Below are 13,992 nucleotides of genomic sequence, written 5' to 3'. Positions count from 1 at the left end.
CTGCCATATTAACTTCTACAAAGTGTCAAACTAGATACTTCCCTTGCCCCTCTCTCATATAACAAACTTCCGATTTGCCTAACTGTAATTCCTGTCGTATACACGTCATCAACGAGTAAAATATGTTGTCCAGAAAACATCTCTTCTCCCTGAAAATAAAAAGGATTGCTTCCTGACACCCTTTCTTTACGTGTCTTCTTACTTTGCTTTTCTGTTTCCCTTCTTCTTAATGATGGATAAGAAATTTTGACAGGCAAACAAGTTGCTAATAACTCAGCTTGATTAAAACCACGTTCAACTTCCCTTTCCTTACTAAGCGGAACAGCTATAACGGTTGAAACGTTCGTAAAATACTTTTGAAATAGCTCTCGAAAGGATTGATGAAAAATACGAACTAACTCCGCATCTCCTCGAAACTTAAACTGTGCTACTATTTCTTTCATCTCATCATCGTACACATGCAAAGAACGATTTTTAAAAGGACGATACTTCTCCTCATTTATCCATCTTACGCAATCCATACAAATATCATTTTCTTTATATTCGGAAGGCAAATCCTCTAAAGGTTTCCCGCACTCCTTGCAAATTTCTCCTATAATATAGGAAAGTTTCTGTTCACATCTATCACATATATATTTTCTATGACACTTTACAAAAAAATTGTACCAACTAACCTTTTCTACAAAACACTCATCACAAAGTAAACAATGCATTAATCAATCAATCCTTGTTCTTCCGCATTTTTATTCATACCTTGAATATGTTTTTTCGCGCGCACCATCGCTTCTGTCTTACCATAGTGAAAATAAATAACCTCTCCATACGGCGCTTCAGAGCTCCGCCCTGCTCGACCCGCAATTTGTACGAGTGCACTTTCTGAGAATATTTCTTCTTCCGCCCCTAAAACTGCGACTTGCAAATTTTTCACCGTTACGCCTCGCTCTAAAATTGTCGTTGTAACTAATAATGGGATTTCTCCCTTTCTGAAAGCCGCTATTTTTTCTTTTCTCCCCGGATCTTCTGCATGTACACCTTCAATTCGATTGTTTAATGGTTTTAACAACAAGCTTATTTCTTCTATATATCGCACATGGGGGACAAATAAAAAAATAGGGAATTTTTTATTTAAGTATGTTTGTAACCACTGTAGTAAAACTCGAGGAATTCTTTTATGAATGAGGTTTTTTTTCCAATTCCCGCACCAACAAAATAAAGGAACTGGCAAGGGATGACGGTGATATCGTCCAGAAACAATAACACCTTTTTGTTTACCTTTTCTAAGTTTTCGCTTCCACGTTTCATCTGGAGTCGCAGTTAAATAAATACGCGCCGCTCTTTCTTTCATCGCTTTTTTTACCGCGTACTGTAACATTTGATCTACACAATATGGAAAAGCATCTATTTCATCTACAACCATGACATGAAATGCCCTATAATAACGTAATAACTGATGCGTAGTCGCAACCACTAGTACTGCATCTTTTTCTTTATCCACACTCCCTCCATATAAAGCCGCTACCTTTATATATGGAAATACTTCTTGCAATCTCGGTGCTAATTCTAGAACAACATCCGTTCTCGGCGTTGCGATACAAACTCTTTCCCCTTTTTGAAGCGCTTCGTTAATTCCGTAAAACAACATCTCTGTTTTCCCAGCCCCGCAACTAGCCAGTCTTGAATACCGAAAAAAATTCGAGACAAAACAAAAGAGCACAGCCTGTATATAAAGTGCTACCAACACTCTATATACCGTCCACCTGATTACGCCAGGTAAACACTTGCTATACTCTCATGAATTATTTTACATCATGCAGGGTTTATTCAGCAACGTTTACCAAATTGGTGACGTTGCTTTTTTGTTTCCACAAAGGAGACATATAATATGGAAAGAAAACGTATCGATGTTATCGCAACTAAAGAATCCTTCCACAACTTATCATCATTCAAAGATGTGGAAGAACTAAACAAAACTATACGTACATACAGAGATAATATCCGTATGTCTATTAAGCGTACGGATGTACAATCTAAACTCATTACATTACTTGAAATTTTAAAGCGCCACAGCTGCAAATATGTAGGTGTTAGTTTCCTATGCAAAAATAGAATAGCTGAAAAGATGGAAGTTTCATATAAAACTGTACAACGTTTAATGAAGAAACTTGTGGATCTAGAGATGATTAAACAAGTAGCAATGAAACGTAAAAAGGATATGCTTCAAACATCTAACGCTATTATTATTCAACCAATTGTGGAAGAAGTGTCCAACAAGGTAGCTGCAAAAAGTCCTACAAAGTGTCCTACCATTAAAACAAAACCTGTTTCCTTAAAACAAAATATAAAAGATATAAACAAACGTAATAGTAATGAGAATAGCAATACTCCAGAAGAGAATATTGAACAAGCTGATTTTGTTGCTCACTGGGTACCAGAGCGAGCGTTTTATCTCTTTAGTTCGCTCTTTTTACAGTGAATCTATAACAATTCAAGAACTGTGGAAGGTCGTAAGACAGTGCAATAAAGTTACAAACTTCTCTACAGGTGATAAAGCATTTACTAAAGACCAGGAACTTACTATTGGCTTAAAAGCTATTAAAGAATTTGTTATGAAAATTAAATCCGGAGTAAAAATGAAGAAAGGTAAATTCGCTTATTTCAACGGGATTGTAAATAAATTAATGGACAAGTTCTATTTCGATAAGGAATTTATGGGAATGTAATATTTACAGTTGTTGCATGAAATTGGTATGATTTAGGTATTATTTCAAGGAGGTTTCTTCATGAGTTATGATACGATTGCATCGCTACAACGTATGCAACAATTAGAGCAAGCTCAAGCTGCAAATGGGAAACGTATCGTGTTAAAAAGAGTTTATGAATCAGATAAAATTTCAGCTCTCATTCTCGTTCTTTGTATTATCGCTATCCCAGCAACAATGTGCATATCCCTTTTAGTTGGATTAATTATCTATTACATTAGGGAGTTTAAACGCACGACTTATCTGGTTAAAAACGTTGCTACTGGAGAGAAGTTCAGAGTCGATAAACAAGACTTCAAACAGTATAAGAAGAATTTTAAGAAGAAAGAAAAACAAGTTAGAAGAATATCTGATTTGTAATAACCTCGAAATATGTTCAAATAAATTAAGCCTGCTATAATAAAAAAGAAGGCAAAATAAAAAGTGAGGTACATATAATGATTAAAAACGTAGTAGAAGTAGCAGAGAATATTGGTAAAGAAACCCAAAATACAACAAAAATAGCTGAGTATAGCAACAGTGTAAATGTTGCTACAAACATTTATGATTTCACATTGAGCTTTGAACAAAAAAACTCTTCTGGCACAATAGAAATCAGCTCAATTATTATGAGTCCTGAACATACAAAAGTACTTGCAAATCTTCTTATGAGCTCAGTAAACGAATACGAAGAAAAATATGGAACAATTCCAACTAAATCTAAATAATAACTTAATATCTGTAGGTGAATACGATGGATAACACAACGTCAAGTTCAAGTTCAAGTTCAAGTTCAAGTTCCAATTCTAGTTCTAGTTCGGACTATAAATTTTCAACAACAGATCCACTGGGAAAAGAAATACGTTTAAAGTCTTCAACTTGGGAGAATCATATTACAGGAGGAGATCACCCCGAAAGAATCGAATTACTAGACCAAGAAGTGGTAGTAAAAGATGTCATAGAAGACCCTAAATACATTTACCATGACCATACAACTCCTGAAGGACACGAAAGATACAGATATGTAGATTTAGTTGAATTGTCAACTACAAACAAATTAAAATACCTAAGAGTTATTGTAGAGTATGATAAAGATAATACCAATGTAGGCCATGTAGTTACGACTATTGCTCAATCAAGAGTTTCACAGTCAACGGAAGGAGGGGCATATTATGTACGCCCAAAACGGAGCACATAATAATTCATTTAGGTATAATTACGATTCTAATTTCGATATTTTATATCTTTTTATCGGTCCTCCAGAATTATCGTATGAAGACGAACTCGAACCCAATATTTTCCTTCGCTATTCAGAAGAAAGTGAGGAACTTAGGGGAGCACTTATTATGAACTACAAATATTTTGATACAAAAGAGCTAAAACGTAAATTACCTTTACATGTTGACTTCAATAAAATCAATAAAGATATTTTTCCATCAAAAAAAGCCGACTCAAATTAAGAGCCGGCTCTTTTATGTTTACTATTTTACTCGCACATAATATGGACTAGCTGTAACATAGTACACGCTACCCCTGCTATTTTTCACTTTATATTGTGGAGATCCATTCACAGATACTTTATCAAGGATTGTAAATCCTAATCCTTCATCGACAGTTCCTGCAACATCTCTATCGGCCCAGGAAGCTTTTGAATAGAATCGTAAGTCATTCACTTTAGAAACAACACGTTTACCTTCCACAGATGAAAATTCTTCTTTATAGCGAATGTATGATGAATCATTATAAACCCACTGATTTCCTCCAAGATTCAACCAGTTTCCTACTTTACCCCAGACTTTATATGCTTCACCTTTTTGTAATTTACGAATAACACTATTTGTTGTGGATGGACCAGAACGAAGGTTTATATTGTATCCATCAATATACGCTACTCCCACTTCATTAATAACACCAGGTACTTCATTTGGTTGCTGTGGCTTCGCTTCAACTGAAATAGAATCTCCATTATATGCTTTTAATACATCAGCACGGAATTTTGATTCCGAAATACCATGACTGCGAAGATAGTCAATCGGGTCTTCGTGATCTGTGCCACCAAGCTTATACGTAATATCTTTATGCGTCCACAATCCAATGGATGGATCAATGTTTCTATCACGTAAAATTTTAGCGAGTAACTTCACATATCTCTCATAGGATTTTTTAAATTTAATAGGGTTACTAGTTTCAGAGAGCTCTACATGAACAAATCGTTTATTGGCTGCTGGGCCTGCCCCCCATGCTTGATAGTTAGTAGAAGCAATTTGAATTGTTTCATCCCAATCTGTTGCATAATGTACAAATGCAGAACGCCATGTTCTTGCTTCATAGTTTCGGATATTAATAGCAGGCGCTTCAGGAGTCGCTGTAGAATGTGCTACTACACCTTCATACGCTCCATATCCATTGCGATATTCGACTTTAGGTAACCCTGGAATAATCATTTCCCGATCAGCAAAGACACTACCTGTTGAAGTGAATGCAATAATAGCTGCAGTAGAAATTGAGGTTAATAATTTAATAGATTTTTTCATTTGTCGTCACCATTCCCCATAATTTTTTGTTTAATATCTGATACATCCTTTGCAAGTGAACCAAATGCTTTTGCCTGTTCTTCGATGACTGCCTGGTTTTTTTCGATTACTTTTTGATACTGTTCTTCACGCTGTTCATTCTTTTTTTGCGTAGTAAAAAGCATCCACACAAATAACGCTGCGAATGCTCCTTATTGAATCATTGAATTGAAAATCTGTTCCTCCACTGTTCTCATCTCCTTTTTAGCAAAATAAAAAAGCCTGCTTATGCACGCTTAATCTGTAATATCTAAATTAAAAAGCTCATCGCAATATGAATGACATTTCCATTTTGAACACCATTCAAGAAAATTCCACCATCACTTTTAACTGTAACTTCACAAGCAGTTGGTCCATTGCCATATGCAAGTGCTGGGAAAGCAATATTTTGTACAGGGCGAAATCCAGCCGGAAGGGTTGCAAATACTGTTGTACTTGCTAGATATTTAACTGATCCGATTACAGTAATCTGATCCCCACTTCTCTTGTACTTCAAAATTCTATCAGGAATATTTTCTACCCCAGTTGTAGGCAGTTTAATCCATCCAGTATCATTATCAGCGGTTGCTATCTTTTTACCTTTCAAGGTTGCTGATCCATCAGGACGAACTATTAAGCCGCTTTGAGAATCCCAAGGATTAGTACCAAACCCCATGTACAGATATTCTTCACCGTTGTTTGCCCCTTTGAAACGTCCAATTCCGCCACGATTAACACTTCCGTCTGTGTCTTTATCCGCGTAGTGTAACCCACGAGCAGAAGGACCTGTTGCTGAATCAGGTTGTGCGATCAACATTTGACCTAAGGAATTAAACCTTAAAAGCCCTGTTATTATATCTCCGGTTTTCTTAACCAAGTTAGTGTTAGCGCCGACAATAAATTCCTTCTTATCTGGCGAATACACAAAAACATTGAAATTACTATTAATCCTATCTTCTAAAAAGAAGGTACCATTTTTAGCAAATGCTAATGAAATTAAATCCTTATTTCCGTCAGTAGATGTTAATCTTTTAAGTGCTATAGCGGTATCTAACTTCAAGTCACCTGTCATGGTGTCTCCGTTTTTCTTAACAACATCCATAGTATTTAACTTTCTCTGTAACTCGTCTATCTGTTTCTTTAGAACCTCAAAATCAGAAATGTAATTTTCGATTTTAATATTACCTTCTTTTACATCTCGCCTTAATGTAATACGAATGTCTGGTGTACTCATTCGTTCTGTACTTTTTTCCATAACAAAATAAGCTGTCCAATCATCCGATGTGGAAACAGCTTGAGATGTAAACGTATATGAAAACACACCATTCTTTGCATCAACTATTTGAGCATCATCTCGAATGAATACTCCTGTATGATTTGTCGCTTCATATTTAACCGCATATCCTGTTAAATCCACATTCTGTCCTTTTTCTCTTGCGTACACAGTAAGCTTCAATCCATTCTTGTCATTCTGCCGAGAACGAATTGTTTTTGTAAACACAGGATCTGCTAAATCTATAATGATTTCCTCGTTTCGCATGACTACACCTCTTTCTAGCTACTCCTTTTTACGTGTCTAAGTGTCCTTTTCTGACGTTTTACTCTGTTCCTATGCTTTATATTCCCTTTAGGCTTTAATGGCTCTAATTCTTCCAATCTAGCATCCGTTTTTATCACATGCTCTTGAAATGCGCTTGTCAATTGTGAAAGCATCCCGTATAAGCCTACACCATTTTCTTCTGCTTCTTTTGGAATAACTAAACCATAATGTGTAGGAATTGCATCTGTAGTAATTATCGGCTCTCCTTCTTTACGATTCATACGCATCTCATACAGTTTTGGAATATCGGTTTTCAAATTGTACTGTTTAATTTCCCATTCCATTACCTTTTCAAGTAAGTTGGATGTAATAGGACGAATATTGGTTTTATACGTTTCTTTTGAAGAAACTTTGAAGTCTGAAGCAATTACTCCTTGATAATATGATCCAAGAGCTGTCTTTATTTGAATATAACCATTTTCGTAACTCGAATTTCGTATCATCGCATTTGGAAGTATGATATCTGTATCTCCTCCAGATGACACTCCAATACTCGCAATCCAATTGTCATTACGATAAAAGCGGAACTGATCTTTGACTTTAAACCTCATATCAGTTTGAGCATTTAGGACAATCATTTTGTCAGCATCAAGCATTGCATTCCCTGTTTGCGAAAAGTATAAAGAAGCTGCATTCAAGTATCCATTGCCATCGAGTCCCTTTGTAATTCCAATTCCACCAGACTTAACACTTGTATCTGAGAATTGGTATACCATAATAGCTCCATTTGCCCCTGTGGAATCTGAATCTCCACCTAAAATAAGAGTAGGTTGTATTTCATTTCTACTATTTTTGTAATACCCTACAAACACCCTTGTTCTAGATGACTCATACAAGCGTATAAATTGCTTTGAGATATTTACATAGTTCACACTATCTGAAGTTCGTAATGTTGCACCTGTTATTTCTCCACCTTGCACAAGATTTCCACTCAACGTACCTGCAGTAATAAAATCAGCAACAATTCTTCCATCACTTGTAATGGCAGTTCCATATGGTCCATTCACACCTGTGGAAGAATACCCTAATCCATTCAAGTTCCATTGCCAAACCTTTTTAGCACTCTTTTCATCTTTCGTGTCCATAATTAAAATACGATCTGGATAAATACGGACATGTCCTCCGAATCCTGAATTAATAAGGCTTGTAGCATTTGCTTTTGCTGCATCCAAAATAGAGCCTGGCATATTGGATAACTCTTCTTGTACCAGATCAACCCTACCAGAAACGTCCGTAAAGGATTCTTTGAAGTTACCAATGGTTATATCCAGGTACTCTTTTTTTATTGGATCATACTTATAAGCAATTACCTTTGCTTTTATATCAATGCCATCTTCTTGATGTTCAACCGTAACAGTATCTGCCATATAAACACTTTGTAAATGCTTATAATCCTTATACTCTTCCGTTTGTGATAACTCCTGAAACTTAACGTTATAATTTGCTTTAGGCTGATCAACCTTTTGAATAGCAAACATATCCTTCGCTGCCTGGCGTAATAACCTATATGCTTCTTCTAACGGAACTGCATCTTCATCGTCAGCATTTTCACCAATAGCTGCTTTAATATGTTTAAATTCAACCACTTTAATTTTAGGATGAGGATACTTATTTATAAGTGGGCTATCCACATACTTTTCAGGAAGAAATAACCCATCAAAACCTTGTGGCATGATTCTAGTTATGGGACTTTTCCAATCCACATTACCTTCATATCCTAATAAATCTTTCTTATGGCGAATCACTACTCCACGATCCATACCGCGATTTAGTAGCATCTTCACATCAAAATTATCTCGTTTTAATTCGCCGCCCCAACGATTAACAAATGAATTATCTTGACTAGAATCCAATAATGCTTCCACAGGATTTTTACGGACAATACGTGCACTGGCTATCTTTGGTACATCTGAATAAAACTGAAAAGGATGCTTGTATTGGCATCCTGCTGACATACGATTCATAGCTCCATTACCATTTGTTGTTTCAGCAAAAATGTCTTCAATTAGATTTTCTGTTAAGTCATAAAAAATGTGATAACATTGCGCTGTAATCTCACCCATACTGACTTTAGGAGCTGCCACTCGAAATAGTTGTTCACCATCAGGAGTTGGAACTTTAATAATGCTCATTCCCTCTATTTCCAGACCACGTGGTGCAAACAATGGATAACTAAATGAAAATAAAAATAAACCATTGAGTTCTTCCTCAACAGTTGCGTTATAAATATTTTTATCTAAAGCCCCTATACCATTGTGTGTAAAGTCAGTCTCATTTGGTTTATATAAAGTAATCATTTATATCTCCACCTAGGTCGAATTTCCATAAATTGTATTTTCTCCTACGTTGAATATAGGGAACTGCCCAACCATTTTATTATTCATTGATATGGTATCGGTATATGCTTCAAGTATTTCTGAGTCTATGACAACAGAACCATTCACATCTTTTATTTGAAAAGAGAAGTCATTGATTGTTATACGGAAAGTACCATTTCCCACAATCCAAAACTTAGGATCAGATTCAATTGTACCTGGATTATAAATTACACCAGGTTTGGTGAGCTTTAGATTTACATCCTCTGTATATTCAAAGGGATCTAGCTTAAAATCCACTTCAAATTCACCGTGTTCTTCAATTTCATTTACAATATCACCTACTACAACATGTTTAATTTTTCGATACACATCATCATCAGTAAAATATAATGTTTTTCCATTCATCAACCACGCCTTCATACGTCGCACTAACGGCTTAATATTCTCTTCTTCAAGCATATTGAACTTTATTTTTAAAGGAACGTCTTTAAACGCTCCTTTTTTTGTAAGTGAACCATGTCTACCAGACACTTCAATATGTTCTACTTCTTGTTCTGCTGTAGGAATAACAGGGCGTCCTACTATACATATTCCGTAGTCACTTGCCAACTGATTATCGATACCTATGTCTAGCAATTTAAGTCCTCCCTATTCCTATTTTTGAATTACGCCCTTTTTGAGCAAGTGCATCATCTATTTTTCCGACCATGCGGTCGATATCACGATCATCCCTCACTGAAGGATTATAAATATTAATTACAGTTGGTTCAGTAGACATCGTTGCTGCAATCCCTTCACCAATCTCACCTAATGTCTTTTTATTCAACGGTAAAACTGCTTCTCTCCCCGCTTCTCCTGCACCTTGCAACTGACCATTACTCATACCGAAAATGGTAGGTCTAGTAAAGATACCTCCTTTTGCACGCCATTGGACATCGATCCCAGATGGGAAAGTAATGTCTTTACCCAAAATATTTTTCGTACTAGTCTGCAGACTAAAGTGTGGCATTTTAGGCATTTCCGGTTTCGGAATCTTTAATTTCAAATCACTGAAAAACCCTTTGATTTTATCAATGAATCCCTTTACTTTATCTACCGCATCTTTTATCGGATCAACGATAAATCTCTTTGCTGCATCAAATTTTTCTTGCGCTGCATTCTTTACAGAATCAAATTTTTCCCGTGCCGTATTGTACATATCATTGAACTTCTCTTTTGCAGAATTATAAGCTGAAATAACTGGATCAATAATATATTTATAAACTAGATTCCATGCCGTAAGTGTATAAGATTGGATTTTGGCCCAATTACCTAGTATCCAATTCGCTAAATCATTCAACTTTTCTTTCGTTGCATTCCACAATTCCTGAACAGGCTGAATGACATATTGTTTTACTAGATTCCACGCTGCAGAAGTATATGATTTCACTGTCTCCCACTGTGAATTTAACCAAGAAACAAGCGTACCGATCTGTTCTTTAACCCAATCCCATGCTTCTTGAACAGGTTGAGTAATATATTGTTTAAATAAGCCCCAAGCAACTTGTGCAGCAGCCTTTATAAGTTCCCACTGCGCACTAAGCCATGTGACTAATTCGCCAATTTGTGCACTTATCCAATCATACGCTTCCTGGATCGGCTGTATAATATATTGAGATATTGCCGCCCATGCAATTTGTGCCCCTGCTTGAATGAGTAGCCAACCTGCTTCTAAAACTGTGGAAACTGCTGAAATAATCGGATCTAAAACTGTGAGTATTGTATCCCAGGTTTCTTGCCAAGCTGTCTTTAATTGATCCCAAATAGAAGTTGCCGTTTCAACAATACCCGTCCACAATCCACTGAAAAATTCACCTAAAGGAGACAATATACTATCTGCTAATTCAATGAATGAAGACCACGATTCTGAAAAATAATCAGTAATACCTGTCCAAATTTCCGATGCCGTATCAGAAATTCCAGTCCATAGATCAGCAAAAAATTGACCGATAGGTTCAAAGAACTCATTTACCATATTTAAAAAATCTGACCAGGCTCCAGAAAAGTAATCAACTGTGGATGACCAAGCATCTTCACAAGTTTGAACTATGCTATCCCACAATTCACCAAACCAATCTTTAAATTCAGACCACTTTTCAGAAAGCCAATCCGTTATGGCACCCCAGTTTTTTATTAACATGATAATACCAGTTATCACTAAGGAAACTGCTGCAATGGTAGCTATCACAGGTAAAAACGCCAGATTCAACGCACCAAATGAAACAGCTAGAGCTGCTACAATTGGAGTTAAAATAATAAACGCCGTACTCAATGCACCCATCACGATTAAAAGCGTTTGATCGGCTTCGGACAATTTACTAAACCAATCCATTACAGCTTTAACTCCATCAACAATTGGAGGTAAAATATCTTTAGCTAATTCTGCAAATTTCTTTCCAAGTGGTTCTAACGCAGCCTGTGTTTCTCTTAATGCTTTTTGAAATTGCTGCCCCAAAGATTCTTCCTGAAGTTTCTTCATTTCATCCATACGTCCAGTTACATCACCAAGCCCACCAGCTGTTTCATTTAGTCCTAATACAGCTTTAGCACCCATGTCTTCCCAACGAGTAGCAAATAAACCAACTCCTATTTGATTCTGTTTTACTTTGTCATCCATGCTTCCTAAATCGCCTATTACAGCTTTAAACACATCGGCAGCTGTTGCTTTACCATCATTAAATGATTTCCAAACCCCTTGTGTTTTCTCAGAAAGCCCAGCAAAAGCATCTGCAGTTCCTTTTGAACCGTCTTGTACTTTCTTTCCAAATTCAGCAACTGTGTCATTGATATAATCCAAATTATAAGCGCCGTCACGCGTCCCGTTTGCTAAGATTGTAAACATCTCTTCAGCGGTAAATCCTGCTTGCTTAAATAACGGTACATATTCAGAAAGGTTGTCAAAAAGTTCATCTGAATAGTTCAATCCTTCTTGAGCGCCAGCTGCAAGTAAATCAAATGTTTCTTGTGTCGATAAACCAAATTGACTCATCAACTGTCCTGCACCTCGAGTCGCTTCATTTAAGTCCACATCATAAATTTTCGCTAATGTTAAAACATCCTCCGATGCCATTTGCAATTCCTCATACGGGACATCACGCATATTTTGAAAGACTTTTATTAACGCATGATCAACTTCCTCAAGATTTTCACCAAACCCCTTTTTCCATGTATCTACAGCAATCTTTTGAAGATTTTCGGCACCTTTACCAGTCAATCCTAATGACGCCTGAATTTTCCTCTGCGATCCATCAAACTCTATTGCTGTATTTACAATCGACTTTCCCATTTCAATTAACTTTTCGGATATTCCTTGTAGGACTTCAGCGGCTTCCATTAAATTATTCATATCAAGTTTCTTATTTATTTCCGCCATACCATCCGCAGCTTGTGAACCACTTCGCCCAACACTCTGTAAAGAGTTTTCGAATTGCTTTAATGTAGTTTTTGCTTGGTTTAATTTAGCCTCAAGTTGCTGCACTTCAGTAGAATTCTCACCATACACACGCTTTGCGGCACTTAATTGTTGTTCTAAGTTGTGGACGACCCTATCAGTCATTTCCATTTGCTGACGTAGTTGTTTCTGCGCTAATTCCAACTTATCCGCTTCACTAGCATTTGCTCCTAGTTCAGCATTTTGAAGTTTGAATGAGCTTGTTAATTTTTTTTGTTCTGCTTCAAGCTTCTTAGAATTCTCTTGTAAATCCAGTAAAGTTCCGCGTGCTTCCCTGGCTTCAATTGCTTGCTCGGAAAGACCTTCATTCACTCTTTTCATTGCATTATCAAGAGAAGTTTCAGCACGTTCTGCATCAAGCAACTTCCCGTACATTTTATTGAGTTGTTCGGCGGTTGTACTTGTGTCCTTGGACATAGCTTGATATTCAGCACGTAACATAGCCGTACGTTTCTTGGCTGCTTCCATTTGAATCTCAAGCTTCTTCTTTTCAGCAAGAAGTTTATCAGTCATCGTCGCATCTTGGCCCATTGCTGCAATATGATTTTTATATTCTTTCGCTGCATTATTCATAACCATATTGATTTGTTTCAATGTATTTGCATACTGAACTTGGCCATCCATTTTAAAATTAAGAACAACGTTTCTTTCTTTACTATTCCCAGGCATTTTCTCACCTCATTTCTTATAGGAATGGTGTTTGATCTAGCGTGTAAATTTGTTTCGGTTTCTGCTCATGTAATGCATCCGGATTGTTATATCTGAGGTGCATGATGAATTGTTTTAGAAAATGTGCCGGTGTGATTTTCCAAAAGTCATCCATACTTAAACCAAGCAACGTATTACCGACATAAAAATAAAAATCCCAGTCCAATTCGGACTGAGATTCCTCGTTTTTTGTCAGTATGTTTTTTACTTTTTTTCTTGCTTCAGCTTCTCCATATCAGAAGTTTGGCCACTGAAAATTTCGTATACAACGATGAAGATATCGGGTAAATCATTCATAGGAATGGCACCTTTCAATTCAGCTAATGTACATTCTGTACCACCACTACGTACCATCGCATAAATTAATGCACGCATCAATTTCGCTTCATTTTCTCCCAGGCTAAATTGACCTTTTCCTAACATATCATTCATTTCTTTTTCAAATTCATGATAGGGTGTTCCATACGCCTCTTCCACATAAGGAAAAGATTCAAAAGTAAAAACAACAGGGATTGAAACACCCTGTATCTTAATGCTATTTCTAGTTATATTAACGTTAACTAAATCACTTAAACGTGCCATACTA

At 36.4% G+C, this 13,992-nt stretch carries 11 protein-coding genes and 4 pseudogenes; 5 read left to right on the top strand and 10 right to left on the bottom strand.

Going from position 1 to position 13,992, the window contains the following annotated elements; genetic code table 11:
* Positions 1–8: 8 nt before the first annotated feature.
* The gene (locus tag MR143_RS06980) at positions 9–713 is read right to left on the bottom strand and encodes a ComF family protein (RefSeq protein ID WP_242280681.1); all 705 of its coding nucleotides are present in this window, start codon (positions 711–713) and stop codon (positions 9–11) included.
* Positions 713–1,669 (bottom strand): annotated as a pseudogene (gene comFA, locus MR143_RS06975) (ATP-dependent helicase ComFA); the annotation flags it as partial. The gene MR143_RS06980 and the pseudogene comFA, both read right to left, overlap by 1 nt.
* A 213-nt stretch (positions 1,670–1,882) precedes the next feature.
* On the opposite strand from comFA, the pseudogene MR143_RS06970 reads away from it, so the two are divergent.
* The 5 genes and pseudogenes from MR143_RS06970 to MR143_RS06950 all read left to right on the top strand — a co-directional run bounded on the left by MR143_RS06970 (position 1,883) and on the right by MR143_RS06950 (position 4,198).
* A pseudogene (locus MR143_RS06970) lies at positions 1,883–2,720 on the top strand (helix-turn-helix domain-containing protein).
* Between the two features lie 60 nt (positions 2,721–2,780).
* Positions 2,781–3,119, top strand: coding sequence for a hypothetical protein (locus MR143_RS06965; RefSeq protein ID WP_242280680.1), 339 nt, complete (start codon positions 2,781–2,783; stop codon positions 3,117–3,119).
* Positions 3,120–3,196: 77 nt separating this feature from the next.
* A complete protein-coding gene (locus MR143_RS06960) occupies positions 3,197–3,466 on the top strand; it encodes a DUF3467 domain-containing protein (protein ID WP_242280679.1) in 270 nt (89 codons plus the stop codon).
* Between the two features lie 26 nt (positions 3,467–3,492).
* Entirely contained in the window at positions 3,493–3,936 is a 444-nt protein-coding gene (locus MR143_RS06955; RefSeq protein ID WP_242280678.1) for a hypothetical protein, read from the top strand.
* The gene (locus tag MR143_RS06950; RefSeq protein ID WP_242280677.1) at positions 3,911–4,198 is read left to right on the top strand and encodes a DUF2283 domain-containing protein; all 288 of its coding nucleotides are present in this window, start codon (positions 3,911–3,913) and stop codon (positions 4,196–4,198) included. Before MR143_RS06955 ends, MR143_RS06950 begins: the two co-directional genes overlap by 26 nt.
* Positions 4,199–4,219: 21 nt before the next feature.
* Here MR143_RS06950 and MR143_RS06945 read toward each other — a convergent pair whose 3' ends face one another.
* From MR143_RS06945 to MR143_RS06910, 8 genes and pseudogenes are all read right to left on the bottom strand, one after another.
* Positions 4,220–5,272, bottom strand: coding sequence for an N-acetylmuramoyl-L-alanine amidase (locus tag MR143_RS06945; RefSeq protein WP_242280676.1), 1,053 nt, complete (start codon positions 5,270–5,272; stop codon positions 4,220–4,222).
* Positions 5,269–5,499 (bottom strand): annotated as a pseudogene (locus MR143_RS06940) (BhlA/UviB family holin-like peptide). Before MR143_RS06940 ends, MR143_RS06945 begins: the two are co-directional and overlap by 4 nt.
* A 62-nt stretch (positions 5,500–5,561) precedes the next feature.
* On the bottom strand, positions 5,562–6,830 hold the full coding sequence (locus MR143_RS06935) for a BppU family phage baseplate upper protein (RefSeq protein ID WP_242280674.1): 1,269 nt from the start codon (positions 6,828–6,830) through the stop codon (positions 5,562–5,564).
* A gap of 14 nt (positions 6,831–6,844) precedes the next feature.
* Entirely contained in the window at positions 6,845–9,187 is a 2,343-nt protein-coding gene (locus tag MR143_RS06930) for a phage tail spike protein (protein WP_242280673.1), read from the bottom strand.
* Positions 9,184–9,844, bottom strand: a pseudogene (locus MR143_RS06925) (phage tail protein). Before MR143_RS06925 ends, MR143_RS06930 begins: the two are co-directional and overlap by 4 nt.
* Position 9,845: 1 nt before the next feature.
* A complete protein-coding gene (locus tag MR143_RS06920) occupies positions 9,846–13,367 on the bottom strand; it encodes a phage tail tape measure protein (protein ID WP_242280672.1) in 3,522 nt (1,173 codons plus the stop codon).
* A 16-nt stretch (positions 13,368–13,383) separates the two neighbouring features.
* Positions 13,384–13,572, bottom strand: a complete 189-nt coding sequence (locus MR143_RS06915; protein WP_006927278.1) for a hypothetical protein — start codon at positions 13,570–13,572, stop codon at positions 13,384–13,386.
* Positions 13,573–13,610: 38 nt separating this feature from the next.
* Positions 13,611–13,988 (bottom strand): hypothetical protein, encoded by a 378-nt coding sequence (locus tag MR143_RS06910; protein ID WP_242280671.1) that lies wholly within the window; start codon positions 13,986–13,988, stop codon positions 13,611–13,613.
* Between the last annotated feature and the right edge of the window lie 4 nt (positions 13,989–13,992).

This window comes from Bacillus cereus group sp. BfR-BA-01347, assembly GCF_022663835.1.
Classification (GTDB): domain Bacteria; phylum Bacillota; class Bacilli; order Bacillales; family Bacillaceae_G; genus Bacillus_A; species Bacillus_A thuringiensis_K.
The sequence above is the reverse complement of the archived record's forward strand: the minus strand, read 5'-3'. Positions and strand labels throughout refer to the sequence as shown.